The sequence below is a fragment of the Sphingobacterium sp. UBA7038 genome (assembly GCF_002494055.1).
In the GTDB taxonomy this organism is placed as follows: Bacteria; Bacteroidota; Bacteroidia; order Sphingobacteriales; family Sphingobacteriaceae; genus Sphingobacterium; species Sphingobacterium multivorum.
On record NZ_DLAV01000013.1, the window covers coordinates 53,736 to 73,607 of the forward strand.

General features: G+C 40.8%; 17 protein-coding genes. 4 read left to right on the forward strand and 13 right to left on the reverse strand.

Annotated features, from left to right (window positions below; all coding sequences use genetic code 11):
• Window positions 1-165 precede the first annotated feature (165 nt).
• The 3 genes from B3H30_RS07290 to B3H30_RS07300 all read right to left on the reverse strand — a co-directional run bounded on the left by B3H30_RS07290 (window position 166) and on the right by B3H30_RS07300 (window position 3,003).
• A complete protein-coding gene (locus B3H30_RS07290; protein WP_070570274.1) occupies window positions 166-933 on the reverse strand; it encodes a glycerophosphodiester phosphodiesterase in 768 nt (255 codons plus the stop codon).
• 251 nt (window positions 934-1,184) lie between these two features.
• On the reverse strand, window positions 1,185-1,832 hold the full coding sequence (locus tag B3H30_RS07295) for an HD domain-containing protein (protein ID WP_046673674.1): 648 nt from the start codon (window positions 1,830-1,832) through the stop codon (window positions 1,185-1,187).
• Window positions 1,825-3,003 carry a THUMP domain-containing class I SAM-dependent RNA methyltransferase gene (locus B3H30_RS07300; RefSeq protein ID WP_046673747.1) on the reverse strand — a complete coding sequence of 393 codons (1,179 nt, stop codon included), beginning with the start codon at window positions 3,001-3,003 and terminating at the stop codon, window positions 1,825-1,827. The genes B3H30_RS07295 and B3H30_RS07300 overlap by 8 nt, the downstream gene beginning before the upstream one ends.
• Window positions 3,004-3,080: 77 nt before the next feature.
• Here B3H30_RS07300 and B3H30_RS07305 point away from each other — a divergent pair, with 77 nt between their 5' ends.
• Window positions 3,081-3,455 (forward strand): DUF3127 domain-containing protein, encoded by a 375-nt coding sequence (locus tag B3H30_RS07305; RefSeq protein WP_070570272.1) that lies wholly within the window; start codon window positions 3,081-3,083, stop codon window positions 3,453-3,455.
• 191 nt (window positions 3,456-3,646) lie between these two features.
• Window positions 3,647-4,111: a copper resistance protein NlpE gene (locus B3H30_RS07310; protein ID WP_115049384.1), complete on the forward strand. Its 465-nt coding sequence runs from the start codon at window positions 3,647-3,649 to the stop codon at window positions 4,109-4,111.
• Between the two features lie 21 nt (window positions 4,112-4,132).
• Here the strand turns inward: B3H30_RS07310 and B3H30_RS07315 are convergent, their stop codons facing one another.
• The 5 genes from B3H30_RS07315 to B3H30_RS07335 form a co-directional block, all read right to left on the reverse strand.
• A complete protein-coding gene (locus B3H30_RS07315) occupies window positions 4,133-5,134 on the reverse strand; it encodes an acyltransferase (RefSeq protein WP_070570270.1) in 1,002 nt (333 codons plus the stop codon).
• A 15-nt stretch (window positions 5,135-5,149) separates the two neighbouring features.
• Window positions 5,150-6,304, reverse strand: coding sequence for an MFS transporter (locus B3H30_RS07320; RefSeq protein WP_070570268.1), 1,155 nt, complete (start codon window positions 6,302-6,304; stop codon window positions 5,150-5,152).
• A gap of 63 nt (window positions 6,305-6,367) precedes the next feature.
• Window positions 6,368-6,856: a fumarate hydratase gene (locus tag B3H30_RS07325; protein WP_236560302.1), complete on the reverse strand. Its 489-nt coding sequence runs from the start codon at window positions 6,854-6,856 to the stop codon at window positions 6,368-6,370.
• A gap of 48 nt (window positions 6,857-6,904) precedes the next feature.
• Entirely contained in the window at window positions 6,905-8,302 is a 1,398-nt protein-coding gene (gene fumC, locus B3H30_RS07330) for a class II fumarate hydratase (protein WP_070570264.1), read from the reverse strand.
• A gap of 141 nt (window positions 8,303-8,443) precedes the next feature.
• Window positions 8,444-9,013 carry a hypothetical protein gene (locus tag B3H30_RS07335; RefSeq protein ID WP_046673680.1) on the reverse strand — a complete coding sequence of 190 codons (570 nt, stop codon included), beginning with the start codon at window positions 9,011-9,013 and terminating at the stop codon, window positions 8,444-8,446.
• A 306-nt stretch (window positions 9,014-9,319) separates the two neighbouring features.
• Here B3H30_RS07335 and B3H30_RS07340 point away from each other — a divergent pair, with 306 nt between their 5' ends.
• Window positions 9,320-10,942, forward strand: coding sequence for a S41 family peptidase (locus B3H30_RS07340; protein ID WP_286833821.1), 1,623 nt, complete (start codon window positions 9,320-9,322; stop codon window positions 10,940-10,942).
• Here the strand turns inward: B3H30_RS07340 and B3H30_RS07345 are convergent.
• From B3H30_RS07345 to uvrA, 5 genes are all read right to left on the reverse strand, one after another.
• Window positions 10,932-12,095: an endonuclease/exonuclease/phosphatase family protein gene (locus tag B3H30_RS07345; protein ID WP_286833822.1), complete on the reverse strand. Its 1,164-nt coding sequence runs from the start codon at window positions 12,093-12,095 to the stop codon at window positions 10,932-10,934. The two genes, B3H30_RS07340 and B3H30_RS07345, sit on opposite strands and share 11 nt — an antisense overlap.
• Complete coding sequence (locus tag B3H30_RS07350; protein ID WP_088163151.1) at window positions 12,040-12,918, reverse strand: rhomboid family intramembrane serine protease; 879 nt, start codon at window positions 12,916-12,918, stop codon at window positions 12,040-12,042. The genes B3H30_RS07345 and B3H30_RS07350 overlap by 56 nt, the downstream gene beginning before the upstream one ends.
• An 11-nt stretch (window positions 12,919-12,929) precedes the next feature.
• Window positions 12,930-13,616 (reverse strand): rhomboid family intramembrane serine protease, encoded by a 687-nt coding sequence (locus B3H30_RS07355; RefSeq protein ID WP_088163150.1) that lies wholly within the window; start codon window positions 13,614-13,616, stop codon window positions 12,930-12,932.
• A gap of 12 nt (window positions 13,617-13,628) precedes the next feature.
• Window positions 13,629-15,515, reverse strand: a complete 1,887-nt coding sequence (mutL, locus tag B3H30_RS07360; RefSeq protein ID WP_088163149.1) for a DNA mismatch repair endonuclease MutL — start codon at window positions 15,513-15,515, stop codon at window positions 13,629-13,631.
• A 303-nt stretch (window positions 15,516-15,818) separates the two neighbouring features.
• Window positions 15,819-18,659: an excinuclease ABC subunit UvrA gene (gene uvrA, locus B3H30_RS07365; RefSeq protein ID WP_286833824.1), complete on the reverse strand. Its 2,841-nt coding sequence runs from the start codon at window positions 18,657-18,659 to the stop codon at window positions 15,819-15,821.
• A 156-nt stretch (window positions 18,660-18,815) separates the two neighbouring features.
• Here uvrA and B3H30_RS07370 point away from each other — a divergent pair, with 156 nt between their 5' ends.
• Complete coding sequence (locus tag B3H30_RS07370; RefSeq protein ID WP_286833825.1) at window positions 18,816-19,871, forward strand: DUF2157 domain-containing protein; 1,056 nt, start codon at window positions 18,816-18,818, stop codon at window positions 19,869-19,871.
• Window position 19,872 lies beyond the last annotated feature (1 nt).

The window sequence follows — 19,872 nt, forward strand, 5'->3', positions numbered from 1 at the left end:
ATTATTTATGCTATTTATGAGTGATCTTCATGTGTTTAAATGAACTCGTTTCACTCGGTTATTTGTTCATCATTTATTCTTTATATAAAGGCAATCATGCTGCCTCGGGCGACACGAGTGTTTAGTTTCATCGCTATAAATGTCCTTTGTTCACTCGGTTTGTCCTTATTTCTTTAATATGCGGAGCAACAACTCAGGTTCATCAGTGGTAATAAAATCAATTTTCTGATCGATTAGATTTGTCATTTCTTCTTCTGTGTTTACGGTCCATGCATTCACTTTCATACCAAGTTGATGCGCATCTTTCAGCCATGTCGCATTCTTTTTAAAGACGGAAAAGTGATAATCCACCCCATTAATCCCAGCAGCTTTTACATCTGAAGGAGATTTATCTCCTGTAAGATATTGGATATTAGCCTTAGGAGCCAATTCGTGGATCTTTTGACAAGCTTCAAAGCTGAAGGAAATGTAATCCGTAATTTTCTCAGCTTTTAAGCTTTTGACCATTTCAACCGTTTTTGTGGTCGCTTCAAGCGTACGCTCGACCCCAAGTTTATTGATTTTCAACTCAAGGATAAGGCGTAAACCCTTTAATTTTTTTCCAACATTAATATATTCTTCCAACGTGGGAATGGATTCACCGTTAGGATGTTTCTTTTCTAAGAGCTCTTTGTAGGTTGCCGTTGCGATATCAATGCCATAGAAATCATTGTCATGGTTGACCACAAGAATATTGTCTTTGGTCAAATGTACATCAAACTCGGATCCGAAGAGCTTGAGTTCGTGGGCCGCTGTTAAGGAAGCAATGGAATTTTGCGGAAGATGGCTGTTTTTCCATACGCCACGATGTGCAATGGCTTTCGTTTGTGCGAATAATGCGGAGGATGAGATTACCATAGCCAGTGTCAGACAGCTAAAAATATGTTTTTTCATGCTATAATTATGTATGAGTGTTTGTTTTCAACGGCATAATGTGCACGTTTCACTCGGTGATTTATTCCTATTCTACGTATTTATAATACCGATTACGATACTAGCAGTAAAAATCGACCTTGGTGACAGGATCGTTTCTTACAAATTTGTTTAAAAGCTGATTTTACATGGAACAAAAAAAGTGGTACTTTTTATCTCGATGTACAAGATCTAAAGTACCACTTTTATATTTAGGAATTGTTAAGTGTAATTTATTTTTTACCATTCCATTCAGCCATAAACTCATCCAGAAAGTTGAGCATATAGTCATGACGATGTGCTGCTATTTTTTTTGCAGCCTCTGTATTCATCTTATTCTTTAACAATAATAGCTTTTCGTAGAAGTGATTGATTGTAGGAGCTTCCGAATGTTTGTACGCTTCCTTATCCTTATATTCTTGAACAGGAATGTTCGGATTATACATCTCACGGCCTTTATTACCACCAAAGCTAAACGCACGGGCAATGCCTATTGCACCGATAGCATCCAAACGATCTGCATCTTGCACGATTTCCATCTCTTTTGAATGAAATGACACTTCCCCCAAACTTGCTTTGAAAGACATATTGAAGATGATTTTCTTCACATGGTCAATGATTTCAGGTGAAATTTCTAGACTTGCCAAAAACTCTCCGGCAACACGAGGGCCTATTGTTTCATCACCATCATGGAATTTACTGTCAGCGATGTCATGTAACAGTGCCGCCAATTCGCAGACCATAACATCCGCTTCTTCATCTTCTAAAATTAACTTCGTATTGTTCCATACGCGTTGAATATGCGACCAATCGTGGCCTGCTTCTGCAAATTTCAATCGATCTTGCACAAATGCTACTGTGCGCTCAATAATGTTATTCATACAATACTTTTGTTTTTTCGCGAGTACCCTCGTATAATTCGTATTCTAATAATCTACAATCTAATTTACCATTATAAAATTCTATGCGTCGGGACGCACGTAGCCCGATTTTCTTTGCCAGATCTGGATTTCCGGTAAATATATAGCCTCTATAACCTTTGCACTCCTGTTTCATGAAATCCCCCATACGCTTATAGGTAATCTCTAACTTGCTGTGCGTGCCCAGACGTTCACCGTATTCAGGATTGAATAAAATGACACCACCTTCTTTAGGAACGTGTGTTTCGGCAAAATCGCATACTTCAAACGAAATTAATTGCTCCACACCAGCAGTTCTTGCATTCATCTTTGAGACGTTGATTGCCTCCTCTGAAATATCGCTTGCAATAATTTGTGGAGCCGCTTTTTTATTGATCTGATCTTTGAGTAGTCGGCGCTCCTGGAAGAAAACTGTTTCATCATAACCGATGAAATGCATAAATGAATAGTTCATGCGCAGCAACCCTGGTTTTCTGTTTGTTGCTATCAGTGCCGCCTCAATGGCTAAAGTTCCGGATCCACACATCGGATTTACAAAAGGTGAATTACCATCCCATTTGGAAGCAATAATTGTTGAGGCTGCAAGAGCTTCCAGCATTGGCGCTTTTCCAGGGATCTTACGGTAACCATGTTTTGCCAGTGTCTCGCCTGAGGTATCGAGAAAAATTTCAGCACGGTCATCTTTCCAGTACAAGTGGACAACCGCTTTATTATTGTCCGGACCTGAATTAGGGCGCAGACCTTTTTTTTCCTTTATACGGTCCACAATTGCATCCTTAACCTTTACGTTTGCAAATAAAGGCGTGCTGATTGTCTCATTATCAACATTAGAGCTGACAGAGAAATATCCGTCAAATTGAATAAGTTCTTCCCAGGCAATTTTACTCAATTCTTCATAGAGCTCCGTCGGATTATTGGCTGTAAACTCCTTTAACGAATACAAAATCTGAGAGGCTGTGCGTAGGTTCAGATTAAGCTTGATCGTATCGTTTATACTGACCTTTAATTCTACGCCTGTAGGGAATGCCCTGACAATGTCAAAACCTAACTCTTTAACTTCCTGTTGCAAATAAGGTGATAAGCGCTTATTGCACGTTATAATAACTTTATTGGGGGTGTTGAAAACTTCCATCATATTTTGTACAAAGTTAATTAAACTCTTCCTCAAAAATTGCTTAATTTTACGCTTTAATATTTATTTTTTTGATTATGGAAATTAGAGGAAAAGTACACGAGATAGGAGCGACACAACAAGTGACAGAATCATTCAAAAAACGCGATATGATTGTAGCTTATGCCGAAAACCCACAATTTGTTGAGTATATCCGTTTTGAGGCAACACAAGACAGAACGTCAATTTTTGATAACCTTGCAATTGGTGAAGAGGTAGAAGTATCTTTTAATCTTCGTGGTCGTCCTTGGACTAATAAAGATGGCGTAACAACTTATTTCAATTCATTAGTAGCATGGCGTGTTACAAAATTAGGTAATGCTGCTCCAGCTCCATCTTCTCCAGGTTACGCAGATATGCCTGCCCCTGTAGATTTGGCGGGTTCATCAGATGATGACGATCTACCATTTTAATCTGAATAGGATTGTATAGCCTATCGCCACGCGGTAGCAAATAGATTATTTAAACTGTTCGCAATACAGTTATTTACGATAGAAAGGCTTCCTCAAGAAGCCTTTTTTCTTTGGAATCCAGTAGGCGTGCCTGATTTTTCTTGGCGCTGAAATTGCTTGCTATATGGTATCGTACATCAAAAACAACAGATATGAAATTAACCGTATTGTTCTCTTGCTTAGCAATGATTTCGCTAAGTGCATGTAATCAAACCTCAAAAGATAGTCAGCATACAACCGCAGATTCCACTGCACATGAGACTGTGGCGGTGGATACTGCCCATACATCTCAGAATTCGTTGGATTGGGCCGGTACCTATGAAGCTACTATTCCCTGTGCTGATTGTGAAGGTATCAAAACAAATATCACCTTAAAAAATGATAATACCTTTGCCATCGTCAGTGAATATATTAATAAAAATACCAAGGTCGAAGATAGTGGTAAAGTCATGTGGCACGACAACGGATCCGTTGTTCATCTCACAGGGAAGGAAACAAATATGAAACTGAAGGTGGGTGAAAACAAGCTGATTGGGCTAGATCAGGAAGGCCATGCGATTGAAGGCCCCAATGCGCATCTTTATGTATACAATAAGGTCGAAGGCGAGAAATTGTAAAACGAAGCTCCGATAACGGAATTAGCCACTGATGTATTTACCGTATGGAACTTTTCGTAATAAATAGGTCAGTAGGGCGCTAGCCAACAACGTGAGCACCGTTGCTGCCGGGATTTTCCACAAAGTGGATAAAGGAAGCAAAGGATGAATATAATTGAGCAGCAAAATATGGCAAAGGTAAATGCCAAAGCTGTGGATGTCGATAAATTCCCAGAAGGCGTTGAGTTGTTCTGGGAGCTTAAGGCCTTGCACGAAGACGAATAAAAAGCCTGCACTCAATGCGATGTTGGGGGAAAGATAGTTGTAAAGTGTCGGATCAAATTCACCTCGGGAGCTACTTAGATAATATGTCCCCGATGCTGTAATTAAACAGCAGATCAGAAAAAATGTAAAACTTGACAATTTTACCATTGGGATAGGGTAATTACGTAAGTAATGGCCCAAGACCAAATAGCCTGCATAACCCGAGAAAAAGGTCAGGTCAAAATTAGGTAGGTAACTATTGAACCATTTATTCGTAAAAAATAACGCTGCAAACCACAATCCCAAAAAGATCTCAAGCTCTCTCTTACTGCAGTTGCCCACAATTTTGCGTATGAAAGGAACTGCAAGGTAGAGCCCAAGTATCATATATAGGTACCAAAGGTGCGCATTCGTTCCTGACTTTAAGCGAATTAACACAATGTTGATAACTTGTGGAAAACCGATATAGTCAAAATCGATATAACGGACAAAATAATAGAAAAGATAGACGATGCTCCAAAAAAGAAAAGGCGGGACAATTTTCAATAAACGTTTCCGATAAAATTGTCCCGTACTTTCGTCTTTCTGCAACAGGAGGGCACCTGAAATAACGACAAACAGGGGTACCGCAAAGCGCGAGAAGCTATTGAGCCAATTGGCATAACTCCAGTCGAATGATTCAAATTCATTGCTGTTTAAGTAGCCCGAAGAGGAATGAATCAAGATAACGAGGAATATCGCAACAATACGTAGTATACTGATATAACTTGTTCGCGCCATTTGATTATGCTGTTTTTATTGAGTTTTATTGTCGTAGACTTTCAAATATAGCAAAGTCAGGAGTGCTCCAATGCTCGCCATGCCCACACCAACGAGGGAAGGTGTATTATAAGCTAAACCCCAGGTTATTGGGATTCCACCTAAAAATGCACCTAAGGTATTCCCGAGGTTAAAGGCTGCCTGACCACCTGCTGCGGCCAATGTTGCTGCTTCTTTTGAGGCGCGGATCAACATCAGTTGTGTCGGCGAACCAATAGTGAAGGACACCAGTCCTGTAATAAAGGCTAAAGGATAGGCTGTCCAGCCCAGTGGTGATATAAAGTAGACCATCACAAGGCATATCGCCATAGCGGAGAAACTCGCGATTGCCGCTTTGGTTGGGGAGATTGTATCAGCCAGTTTTCCGCCGATAAGATTTCCGAAAAACATACCAACACCGATCAGGATCATAATCAAGGGGACACGATCAGCAGCGATGCCCGACACATTGGTCACCAAAGGCGCGATGTAGCTGATCCAGGCGAAAAGTCCACCGGTGCCTATGGCAATAATAGCCATTAATAACCAGGCAATTTTTTTGTTGAAGAAGTTTAACTGACTAAAGATATTATTTCCTTTGGCGGCCTCAATTTTTGGCATCCATGCATAAATTGCTGCAAAAGTGATTAATCCCAATATACTGATAATACCATACGTTAAACGCCATGAATAATGATGGCCTAAATAGGTGCCGAGTGGTACTCCAGCCAAATTGGCAATAGTCATTCCGGTAAACATAATGGATATAGCCTGTGCTTCTTTTCCTTTCGGAGCCAGTCTTGCTGCCACGACAGACCCAACACCAAAAAATGCTCCATGGGGAAGTCCGGCCATAAAACGGGAGAGACTAATCAAAAACTGTCCCGGTGCAATACTGAAAAGGCCATTGAAGATAAAAAAGAGCAGCATTAAAAAGAGTAATACCTTCTTCGGAGGATATTTTCCTGTAAATAGCACTAATGTTGGGGCACCTACAACGACACCCAGTGCGTAGAGTGCAATCAGGTGAGCAGCGGTAGGGATTTCGATATGAAGATCTTTGGCAATGTCAGGCAGGATGCCCATCATCGTGAATTCGGTCATTCCGATGGCAAGTCCGCCAAATGCCAAAGCGATAATTCCTTTGTTCATTGTATTTTAAGGTTGAGGTTGTACGATAATGGTACGAAGATAGTAAATAGATTGTACTAAAAATTATTGATACCTTTTTTGAGGGACACAAGTAATATTTTTAGTCTTTCTTAAGATGATCTGACGTTGATCTAACCTGCTTTCCAGTACCACCGAATCTGCAGTATGATAAACGACTTTAAAGCGGGGGATATACTGACCGGAAAGATAGCAACCTGAAATCTTCTGTTTGCCATTCTCCTTGGTATAGATACCATCGACAATGATGGAGTCTCCGCGCAAAACATAAATACCTTTTGCATGTTCTGTCCAGGAGCCATTTTTGTAACAGCTATCTGGTATGGTTTGTACTTTATTGTTGACGTGCATGGTCGCGTAAACAGAGTCACAGGTAAACTTGAAGTCGGTCAAGGTGTATTGCATCATCTGCTGCTGTCCAGGAATGCTGTCTTGGACCCATTCTCCCTGTAAAAAGGGGGCACCTTCGCTCTGCATATCCGAATTGAATTTGCAGGCTGTAAAAAAGAAAAACATACCTATGGCAAGCGCCAATAGGTATGTTTTTGTTCGTATATTTTTTATTGAAATAAAAGTCACAGCTTATTTTAAACTTCCAACCATATCTTCTGGTTTTACCCAAGCATCGAAATCTTCAGGAGTCACATAACCTAAACGCACTGCTTCTTCTTTAAGCGTAGTGCCATTTTTATGCGCTGTCTGCGCGATTTCTGCCGATTTATAATAACCAATTTTTGTGTTTAGAGCGGTTACCAGCATCAATGAGTTGTCAACCAATTCTTTGATGCGTTTGTAGTTCGGCTCAATACCAGCTGCACAGTGCTCTTCAAATGAAACACAAGCATCCCCTAATAGGCGAGCAGATTGCAAGAAGTTTGCCGCCATCAATGGTTTGAACACGTTTAGTTCATAGTGACCTTGCGTTCCACCAATCGTAATAGCCACATCATTACCCATCACTTGTGCCGCGACCATTGTCAATGCTTCACATTGCGTTGGATTAACTTTACCTGGCATAATCGATGATCCTGGTTCGTTCTCCGGGATCAGGATTTCACCGATACCTGAGCGTGGGCCAGAAGCCAACATACGGATATCGTTTGCAATTTTATTTAATGCTACAGCCAATTGCTTTAATGCACCGTGTGTTTCAACGATTGCGTCATGAGCTGCCAATGCCTCAAATTTGTTTTCAGCGGTTACGAAAGGTAGGCCTGTAAATTCGGCGATATATTTAGCAACGACAACGTCATACCCCTTTGGAGTATTTAATCCTGTCCCTACTGCAGTACCTCCCAATGCAAGTTCTGATAAATGCGAAAGTGTATTTCTTAAAGCTTTCAGACCATGGTTCAATTGTGCGACATAACCTGAAATCTCTTGACCTAAAGTCAACGGAGTAGCATCCATTAAGTGTGTACGGCCAATTTTTACGACATTTTTAAACTCTTCAGCTTTTTTAGCTAATGTGTCACGCAATTTTTCTACACCTGGAATTGTAACCTCTGCAACAGCTTTATACGCCGCGATATGCATTCCTGTAGGGAAAGTATCGTTAGATGATTGCGATTTATTTACATCATCATTTGCTTTTAACACAGGTTCGCCTTCACCGATCTTATGTCCAGCCAATACTTGTGCACGGTTTGCGACAACCTCATTTACATTCATATTGGATTGTGTACCTGAACCCGTTTGCCAGATAACCAATGGGAATTGGTCATCCAATTTGCCCGCTAAGATCTCATCACATACGGTAGCGATTGCATCACGTTTCTCTACAGGTAATACCCCCAACTCGTGGTTAGCATAAGCAGCTGCTTTTTTCAAATAAGCAAAGCCTGCGACGATTTCGTGTGGCATCGAAGCTGCCGGTCCGATTTTAAAGTTGTTGCGTGAACGCTCTGTCTGTGCACCCCAGTATTTGTCTGCAGGGACTTGAACTTCACCCATCGTGTCTTTTTCAATTCTGAATGACATAGTATGTAAGTATAAGTAAAACGTAAAAATTATAAGTATATGTGCGAAGCACCTAATACATCAATTACAAAGTTACAGGATAATACAGTAAAGAGCAAGGATTAAAGAATAAGGATTGAGAATAAAACCCAATAAGCAGATCTAAAAACCAAGACGTTTTGTTAAGGAATCATTCACATGGTGGAAAACTTGTTTCGGTTTTAATGCCCGCCAAGGTAGCTCATTCAATGCGCCACCGAAATTAATGTAATAATCTATATTCTGTTGCTGGAACTCTTCGATCACATGTTCACGGAAACCGACGCCAGCAATCCAGCCATCATCGATATCCTGAAACCATTCCTCATAGTAAGAGTCGTCTGAAGCATGAAAATTCAGTACATTCTCCCCGATTAGAATAAAATACTTGATGCCTTGACTGATCAATACATCGATAATTTCTCGCTTGAGCAACATAATATCATTGTAGATCGCATCATTCCATTCACCAATCAGCTCGATAATACAGTATTGTTTTTCATAGTCCACAAATAGTATTTTTAGATATAAGGTAAGCGAACCGAATTCGTCCCATTGTGGGTGCAAAAGAAAATTATAGATCTGCTTGTCAAAATCGAATTCGCTATAGATTGTACCATAAAATGGGGATTGTTCATCTTCAGCGGCAATGTAATAGTCCCGCCAGTTGTAATAAGGTTCGATTTCGTGCATAAAGTGGAATCTTTTTCAATTCAAACTAAGATAAATTTACGCGCATTTGCAAGTTAAATTATAGACATCATCTTCATCTGTTGAAATTAAATGTTCGGTGCCCTTATCGGCTGTTCTGTTGTTATTTTTTAATTTTTTACAAAGACTTCTAGCCATGGAAGACGCTGTTTCCGCCTGAAAACAAGGAAGGGAACTTTTTATTTTTAATGTAAAAATATGGGTTCAGGTGCTCGTTTAACCGAATAAACTTGCTATTTTTGATGAAGTAATTAATTGTTGAATAGTTTGTCTCATCTTCGATAATTCATGAAGATTTCCCATGCAGAAAGTATTAAACGAAATATTTTTGTAGCCGCTACATATGCTGCAGTATTGCTTCTTGGCTTGCTGTTGGGGCAAAATTATGCCGAGGAGCAGGGAAGCAACCAAAAAACAACCTTTTCGAGTCTACGCTCGAATGGCAACTCGGACAAATTACAATATCTCATTCAATTAATTGCTGAGAATTACGTTGATAATGTCAGTATAGATACCGTTCAAGACGAAGCCATTGAACATGTCGTATCCCGTTTAGATCCTTTCTCCACCTTTTTAAGGCCGAATCAAGTGCTTGCAAAGCAGGAAACGCTTGAAGGAACATTTGATGGTATCGGTGTGGAGTATTTCCGTCTGAAAGATACGCTACTTGTTGTTGGAATGGTTGCTGCTGGTCCCGCTGAAAAAGCAGGTATGCGTATCGGCGACCGCATTTTAAAGATCGGGAATAAGGATCTTGTCGGAAGAAAGGTAACCGATTCCGAAATTGAAAGGTTAATCCGTGGAAAGAAAGGAACAGCTGTATTGATTGCTATTCAACGTAATGGAGTGGTAATGGCCAATCCAATAAAAGTCATTCGCGATCAGGTAAATGTTTCCAGCTTAGATGCATCCTATATGATCGCTCCGAAAACAGCTTATGTGAAAATTCGGAGATTTGGGCATAAGACAGCAGACGAATTCAGACAGTCGCTCATAGATTTACGGAAAAGTGGGGCGCAGGATCTTATTTTGGATCTGCGTAACAATGGTGGTGGATTTGTCCATACGGCGATTGATCTGGCGGGGCAATTTTTTAAAGAAAAAAGATTGTTGATGTATACCGAGGGTGCCAATGAGCTGCGCCAGGATTTCTATTCGGAGAAAGCTGGCGATTTTGGTGATGGCCGTGTCATTGTGCTAATCAATGAAAGAACGGCATCAGCAAGCGAAATCTTGAGCGGTGCTCTTCAGGATCTGGATCGGGCAACGATTGTCGGCCGCAGGTCCTATGGTAAAGGCTTAGTACAAGAACAATTTGACTTTTCGGATGGCTCTGCAATCAATCTGACTGTAGCTCGCTACTATACCCCTCTTGGAAGATGCATTCAGCGAAAATACACACGCGCCAATTTTGATGCTGCGAAATACATGACAGGCTTCGATTTATGGACGATGGACACTGAATTCAGCCAAAAAGAAATGTTTACCACCAGCAAAGGGAAACTTGTTTTTGGTGGTGGTGGTATTCTTCCGGATGTTACTATTCCGATTGACACCAACGAAACCAGTGCCAAATACCGCGAGATATTTCATTCCAATGCGATCGAAGAATTTGTTTATGATCGCTTCACGAAACATTTGCCCGCATATTCTATCGAGAATTTTATTAGCGGTTACCACTTACCGACAACAGAATTTGATCTATTTATTTCATATCTCAACAGTCAGAAGCGGATTTCGGTCACCGCCAAAGAAGCAAAAAACTTACATGATTTGATTCAATCCGATATCGAGGCCTTGGTCGGTCGCTATTATTTTGGTCGTGAAGCATATTACAAAATCAAAAACCGAAGGGATAAATTTATTGAAATAGGTCTTAAAACATTGGGTTATCAGATGCCTAAGGTTTAAGCCTAAGATCAGACCACACGGGGTAATGATCCGATAATTTCTGTTTGACAATCTGATAATTCATTACCTGAAATTTCTGGCTAGCAAAAATATAGTCGATCTGAAAGATCGGAAGCAGGGCATGATGGGTTACTCCCCAGCCATTACCTTTCTCCTTAAATGCATTATACAGCCTGTCTCCAATTAGATTGACCGAGTAGCTCATTGGCGTATCGTTGAAATCACCTACGGCAATATAAGGATATTGACATTCATTCATGTGCTTCTTTAACGAATGCGCCTGTTCGCTGCGTAGCTCGAAGGCATTCTTAAGTTTGCGGCTCAATTTACGGGTCCTCGAATTATCCGATTCATTATTATTGGACAGGTTTTGGATAAATTCCTTGTCTTCATTTTGCAGCGCAAAAGAACGTAGATGTATATTGTAGATGCGGATCAGGGTGTCCTGTTTTTTGATATCAACATAACTAATCCGGTTGATTCCGTAATCGTTGTCTTTGATGGTTCCTGAATCATAGATCGGGAAACGCGAAAGAACAGCCATTCCATACGCCTCATAATCGTTTTTAGAGCTCGGTTCAAAGAAAAAATAGTCATATCCCAATTTATCTTTGAATTCCTCAGAGAAAACATGTTTTCCCTTAATCTTGCTAATATATTCCTGAAAGCAGATCACATCAGGAGAGATGCTGTCAATAATGCGGACAACGTCGGCTTTAAAGTTCTTTTTCTCATCGTTTACCTTCTTGAACAGATGAGCATTGAAAGTCATGATGCGAAGCGTACGTACCTCCGATGATACAGGGGCATTCTCTTTGCGAATATTCCAATGCTTAGTTAAAAAAGGCCATCCAATGAGGATTGTAACGAGTGAATAAAGTGCAATTTTTCGTTTGCGGAGTAGCCAGTAAAAGATAAATCCAATATTGATAAGGAGAATTGGAAGGTAGCCCAGGCCCATAAATGCAATTGGCCAAAAGGATTTGGGATTAATGAAGGTAGCCGAATAGCTCATAAGCAATGCAACGATCGCAAGCATATTTGCCAGGAACATTGTTTTACTTATAAAGCCCAGTTTTCTTCTTAAAAATGTCCTTTTATCCATCAACCTTGTCACCACTATTGCTTGCCCTAAAGAGCGTTTCTTTTTCATGGTTCGTTAGACTGTCGTAGCCAGAAACAGAAATTTTATCTAAGATAGCATCGATTTCGTCCTGATTGGGTAAGTCATAACGATGTTTCCGATTTGTCGGAATATTGTTACCTACAACGACTTTCATTTTTGCAGGCTTCTGTTGTTTTTTCTGAAAAATCGTAGACCAGTCCATTCCCGATTTTAGCGCATAAGTGAATCCCATTCCAAAAAGTATAACTGCAAAATACGAAATGGCAGCAGGTCGATTGGTCATCGTAAGGGTAAGGAATTCCAATCCAAAATAAATAATAGCCACTAATTTTAGCTTAACAGTACCAATAAGGAGAAAGCGTAATTCGTACTTGGGAACCAAAGTCACAATCGCGGCTAATACCGCTGCCAGGGGAAGAGAACCTCCCATAAGCTGTAAGTTACTTGGCATGGGAATAAGTGACCCAAAGCCCATATAGAGCACGCTGCCGAGCAGCCATGAGGCGATATAGACAAATAGAAATTGCCGTTTGTTTAAGAAGGTAAAGAAGATCTGACCGACCCAATAGAGCCAGAGACTATCAAAAAGTATGGTCCAGAGCTTGACGTAAACGAAATTCGATGTAACCAATGACCAGGGTTGTGCAATAAAGCTTGAGAAATTACTCGGTAAACTTAATAGACGCACCGTAGGTTCCAAAAAGCTTTGTGGTACAATTTTTAATTCGAAGAGCAGGTCTAAAAAATAAATGAGGACAAATAAACAGACCTGAATACTGATCACCAAAGGTACGGGCGAGCCAGTTTTATAGGTTTGTCTCCAAAAATCTTTTAAACCGATGTTATTCATTGCGCACGATATTAATAAATTCCTTTTCTAATCTTCCACAGTTTAAGCAGTAGATAGCCAAATAGTGCACCACCGACATGAGCCAGGTGAGCCACAGAATCCCCTGGTCTAGACAAACTCATATAAATTTCGATGAGAATGAATCCACCGATCATATACTTTGCTTTGACTGGTACAGGAATAAACAAAAATTGAAGCGGTATGTTTGGAAAAAGGTAGGCAAATGCTAATAGAACACCATAAATGGCTCCTGAGGCCCCCAACATCGGAATGAGGTAGGTTAGTGCTTCATTATTTCCGGTATTGGCCATGGCAATAAGTTCGTTTCCGCTTATGCCGTGAAGTGGAGCGAAAGAACCTGTCGCATTATAGAGTTGTATACCATTTACAGCTGTATAAAGAAACCAGGCACCGATTCCCGAAACCAGGTAGAAATTTAAAAAACGTTTTGAACCAAGGACCTGCTCAATCATAGGACCGAACATGACCAGGGAAAACATATTGAAGAAGATATGGCTAATATTGTTCTTGTCGTGCATAAACATATGCGTGATCACCTGCCAAATTTTAAAATAAGGGGAGTCCGGATAATAGACCGCAAGATAATCATATGCTACAGGTACAAGTTGTGATCCAATATAAAATATGATATTGATGATCAATAAATTCTTGATAACAGGTGTCAGTTGTGGAAACATATATTTTATCTTCTAATTTTTGCCAAATTTTTCCGCTAATTCTTGCAATGTAAATGTTACAATCACAGGGTTGCCATAGATGGAGATATTGGGTGAGTGACAGGCAAATAGTCTGTCCACAAGCTCTGCCATTGCTGTATTGTCCAACGCGGTACCAGGTTTAATGGCCGCATTACGGGCAAGGCTTTTTGCAAGATTTTCGCGCTTAGCGAGCTTATACTCAGATTGATTGTTTTTGTAATCCTCCAATATTTTCTCAATCATCTTTATTTCGTCGAATCCTGTCCCTAAGTCTGCAGGAATTCCGTCAATAATATAGGAATTTTTTCCAAATTCACGAATTTGAAAGCCTAAGCCATTGATGTCCTCCAAAAGGTCTTTCATTAATTCATTATCTGCAGCATTTAGGTCCAAAGTCTGTGGAAACAAACTTTGCTGACTCAGCCCTTTATGTTGGTCCAGTTGCGCAAGAAATTGCTCAAAGAGAATACGTTCATGTGCAGCCTGTTGATCAATTAGAATAAATCCAGAGTGAATCTGAGAGACAATATATTTATTATGGAGCTGAAAAAAGAGCTTTGAGGATGACTTATCTTCGACCTGAATGACCTGTGAGCTATCCGTATGCAATTCCGGCTCCGCATGCAATGGCAGCTGAACAGATTCCTCCTCTTCGACGATTTGGTACAGGGAATCCCAATTGCTAGGTATGCCACCTGTTTTCTTGTTAAGTCCTTCAGCGTAGCTTTCTGAACGGGTGTAGCTCGAATTGGATTTCGATTTGTCTGTATCAAATGGATTGAAGTCTGGATTAAAAGTTACCGTTGGAACGATGATTTCATCTAATGCCTTTTTTGTAATAAGATTGGTGAAGCTTGTTTCCTGTTCAAAATCCAAAGATGGCATGATATTGTACCGTCCCAACGATCTTTTTACGGCTGAACGGATAATGGCGTAAATAGCCTTATCGTCTTCATACTTAATTTCGGTCTTGGTAGGGTGTACGTTGATATCGATGCGTGCAGGATCTATGTCGATAAATAATACATAGAAAGGGAATGTTTCGGCCTGTAAAATATCTTCATAAGCATTCATGACTGCATGGTGCAGGTATGGATCACGTACAAAGCGTTTGTTGACAAAGAAAAACTGTTCACCACGTGTTTTTTTTGCAAATTCAGGTTTCCCAACAAAACCTTCTACCTTGATGATGGACGTATCTTCTTCCACAGGGACAAGTCGCTGATTGTAATTGTTGCCAAAAATATGGACAATACGTTGTTTCAGCGTCTCAGCCGGCAAATGGTAGATCTCATTTCCGTCGCTATGTAAGGTTAGGAAAATCTGTGGATTTGATAAAGCAATACGTTGAAATTCATCAATGATATGACGCATTTCTACCGAGTTGCTCTTTAGGAAGTTTCTCCGTGCAGGAATATTGTAAAAAAGATTTTTAACTAAAATATTTGTCCCGGCAGCAACAGCTTCCGGGTATTGGTTGACAACTTTTGATCCCTCTATCTCAACAACTGTACCCAGTTCATCTTCAATGCGGCGTGTTTTGAGCTCTACCTGTGCAATCGCAGCAATGGATGCCATTGCTTCACCACGGAAACCCATCGTACGGATAGCGAATAAGTCTTCAGCCTTACGAATTTTCGATGTTGCGTGACGTTCAAAACAAAGACGAGCATCAGTTACGCTCATGCCACAGCCATTGTCAATGACCTGGATCAATGACTTGCCTGCATCTTTAACAATAAGTTTTATTTTGTCAGCTCCAGCATCAATAGCATTCTCAATCAATTCTTTAATGGCAGACGCTGGTCGCTGCACCACTTCTCCCGCCGCAATCTGATTAGCAACATTATCTGGAAGTAATTGAATAATATCCGACATATAATACAAAGTTAAGAAATATCCATATTTACAGCGTATAAACACTGATGAAAATCAACTGGACATTCCGTATGTTCTTTAAAAGCAAAAACCTTTAATGTGTTCATTTATACAAATGAAATGGATGGCATTGATAAATAGTTGCGCCCTATTCCTCGGCCGTCAAAGTCAGTGTGCGATATCTATTGCCCCATGTAAGACAAAGCTCAAGGAGTTGGAAAACATTCCTGCGCAATAACCGAGCCATCCCGAGCAAACAGCAGTCACGAAATATAATACTTCGCGGCTGCCGTTTCAAAGGCATTACATTTCCAATTTTAAGAAACGTGCTGTTTCGCTTTTATTATTTTTAATTAAGTTTTCAGGTGTTCCTTCAAATAGAACCTGCCCGCCGTCTTTGCCACCCTCGGGACCGATATCAATGACCCAATCGGCCGATTTAACGACATCAAGGTTATGCTCAATAATCAAAATGGTATTCCCGCGCTCGACCAGACGATTGATAACGCCCATAAGGACATTGACATCTTCAAAGTGAAGACCTGTTGTCGGTTCATCAAGGATATAGAATGTATTTCCAGTGTCTTTTTTAGAAAGTTCAGTAGCCAATTTTACCCGTTGTGCCTCACCCCCCGATAAGGTTGTGGAGGACTGTCCTAAGGTGATATAACCCAAACCTACATCCTGCAGTGTTTTGATCTTTCGGTAAATACTCGGTACATTTTCGAAGAAATCCACAGCATCGTTGATGCTCATATCAAGTACATCGGAAATGGATTTTCCTTTGTAGCGTACCTCTAAAGTTTCTCGGTTGTAGCGTTTTCCGTGACATGTTTCACAAGGAACCTGTACATCGGGAAGGAAATTCATTTCGATGACTTTCAGCCCGGCTCCCTGACAGGTTTCACAACGACCACCTTTGACGTTAAAGGAAAATCTTCCTGGTTTATAGCCTCTGATCTTAGCTTCTGGAAGTTGAACAAACAAAGTTCTGATATCCGAAAATACACCGGTATAGGTCGAAGGGTTGGACCGTGGTGTACGGCCGATAGGACTTTGGTCGATCTCGATGACTTTGTCAATATGTTCTAACCCTTCAATTTTTTTGAAAGGAAGTGGAATTGCTTTGGCTCTGAAAAAATGTTTATTCAAAATCGGGTATAAAGTACCTGTGATTAGGCTTGATTTACCCGAACCTGAAACACCCGATACAACAATGAGTTTTCCTAATGGAAAAGAGACAGACAGATTTTTTAAGTTATGTCCGGTTGCTCCACGTAATGACAATGTTTTTCCATTGCCCTCACGGCGTTTCTCGGGAATCTTAACCTCTTTTGTCCCGTTGAGGTAAGCTGCTGTTAAAGAGTTCGATTTTAGGATTTCTGTTGGTGTACCTTCGGCAACCACAGTCCCACCATGAACGCCTGCAGCAGGTCCCATGTCGATAACATGGTCGGCATGTAGGATCATGTCTTTGTCATGTTCCACAACAAGGACCGAATTGCCAATATCGCGTAGGTTTTTAAGCGCATTGATCAAACGTTCGTTATCCCGCTGATGGAGCCCAATACTCGGTTCATCCAGAATATAAAGTACATTCACCAGTTGGGAACCAATCTGTGTGGCCAAACGGATCCGCTGTGCTTCACCACCCGAAAGTGTTTTAGCTGTACGGTCCAAGGTCAAGTAATTTAGGCCGACATCCAGCAGGAAGCCTAAACGTGCGCGGATTTCCTTTAATATCTCCGTTGCAATAATGAGCTGGCGTTCATCAAGTTTGCTTTCTACCTGATCAAACCATTCTTTGATGGATGTAATGTCCATCGTTGAGAGCTCATGGATGTTTTTATCCGCAATTTTAAAATGTAACGATTCTTTTTTCAGACGAGCTCCCGCACAGGTTGGACAGGTCACTTTCGTTCTGAAGTCATCTAAAGAAGGTGCCTCATCCGATGATTTTCCCGAAAACTCTTCCAGCATCTTAAAGATTCCTTCAAATTCAACACGATATTCACGTGTGCCATAACTTCCATAAGATACCGTGACAACGATAGGCTCTTCCTTATTGCCAAATAAAAGCTGGTCAATCTGTTCTTCAGTTAGTTTTTCAAGCGGTGTTGTAATGGTAAAATCTAATTTTTTTGCGACAGCTTTCAAGACTTCCGAAGTCCAATTTTCCCGGGTAGGTCCCAAAGGGGCCAAACCACCTTTTTGAATACTTAGTTTTTTATCCGGGATAACGGCATTCTTATCAATTTCAAAAATATAGCCCAAACCATCACATGTCGGACACGCACCGTATGGGGAATTGAATGAGAAGGTATTTGGCTGTGGCTCATCATAAGAGATCCCCGATTCGGCATCCATGAGATAACGGCTATAGAATTGCTCCTGATTATCTTTCGTGGAGACCTTGATGATACCTTTCGCTGTTTTCATCGCCTGCATCACGGAAGTTTGTAAGCGCTTTTTATCTTCACGCTCTACTTTCAGACGATCTACGACGATTTCAATATCGTGTATTTTGTAGCGGTCGACCTGCATTTTTGGAACAAGGTCCAATATTTCTCCATCCACACGTACCTTCACATAACCTTGCTTACGGATTTGTTCAAACAACTCCCGGTAGTGGCCTTTACGCCCTTTAACCACTGGTGCCAGGATGTTCAGTGCCTGTCCTTCAAACTCAGTCAAAATCCGTTCGATAACCTGATCGTCCGACATACGCTCCATTTTCTTCCCAGTCACATAGGAGAAAGCTTCTCCTGCTCGGGCAAATAGTAGACGCATAAAGTCATACACCTCAGTAATGGTTCCAACAGTGGACCTCGGGTTTTTGCTGGTGGTTTTCTGTTCAATGGAGATCACTGGACTTAAGCCCGATATCTTGTCCACATCCGGACGTTCCATGCCGCCCAAAAACTGACGGCTGTAGGCACTGAATGTCTCCATATACCGACGTTGTCCTTCGGCATAAATGGTGTCAAAAGCCAAGGAAGACTTTCCGCTGCCACTTAAACCTGTGATAACAACCAATTCATTTCTCGGAAAAGAAACATCTATATTTTTTAGATTATGCGCACGCGCTCCAAATACCTGAACTTCACTTTGTTCGCCCAAATCTGGGCTTCTTTTTACTGCCATGAAAACTCCTTAAGGTCCCGTGTGAGGGATTAAATGCAAAACATGCAAAATTACAGATTTTAAAGGAATTATGCGAGCCTTTCTGACTTTTGGAACAAAATGTGATATACAAGTGATTTAAAAAAATAATGTACCTTGCACAGTAAATCTAAATTTATGCGAAAATACGACGTCAGCAAACAAGAGAAACAATCGATCGACGATATTGTCCAATTTTGGAAGAAAGAGAACTTATTAGATGAGCAAAAAGCGAACGAGCTGATGGATAGTTTAGACGTAAAAAGTTTTGACTGGGGACAACTGGCTAGATATGCCTTTTGGATTGCCTTGGCATCTCTGGTCTTCGCTGTCTTTTCGTTGTTTACAGATGCATCATTCTTGGCCTTTGTGGACACCCTCTACGAAGCACCTAATATCCTATTTTGCTTCTTTTTCGCTGCCGTGGCTGTATTATTCTATACGCTGGGTTTTCGGTATAAGAAACGCTATACTTATAAAAATCTATCCACGGAAACCATGATGCTGATTGGAGTTTTCGGAACTGCGGCCTGTATCGGGTTTATGGGTAAAGTATTGGACAAAGATACGATGCACTATTCGCTGTTATTTTTACTCTCCGTGGCGATTTATGGCTTTCTTGCCGTCAAGCTCGAGAGTAAGCTGATTTGGACGTTTATGCTTTTGGCCTTGGGCGTATGGTTTGCGACCGAGACCGCCTACCATAGCAATTGGGGATTTAAGTTTTGGGGGATGAACTATCCGCTGCGTTTTACCATTTTTGGGGCACTGATAACCGCCTTGGCTGTTTGGGTTCAACCCAGGTTTGAAAGGCTACAAATCTTTCAGCCCATCAGTTATATTGTGGGATTGATCTATCTGATGGTATCCTTGTGGACCCTTTCTATTTTTGGAAATTATGCTGATTTCTATGAATGGACGACTGTACGTCAATACCATATGTTCTACTGGGGTATTTTATCCACTGCCGTGTCGGTATTCCTGGTTGTCTACGGCTTAAAAGCGAAAGATAACGTCAGCAGAGAAGTAGGATTTGTATTTTTAGTGCTCAATATCTATACCCGCTATGTCGAGTATCTCTGGGATAATATCAATAGAGCAGTGTTCTTTTTAATTTTGGCCGTGTCCTTTTGGTTTGTCGGCCGTTGGGCAGAGAAATTATGGAACAAACGGAAGGAAGAGATTGCTGGATAAC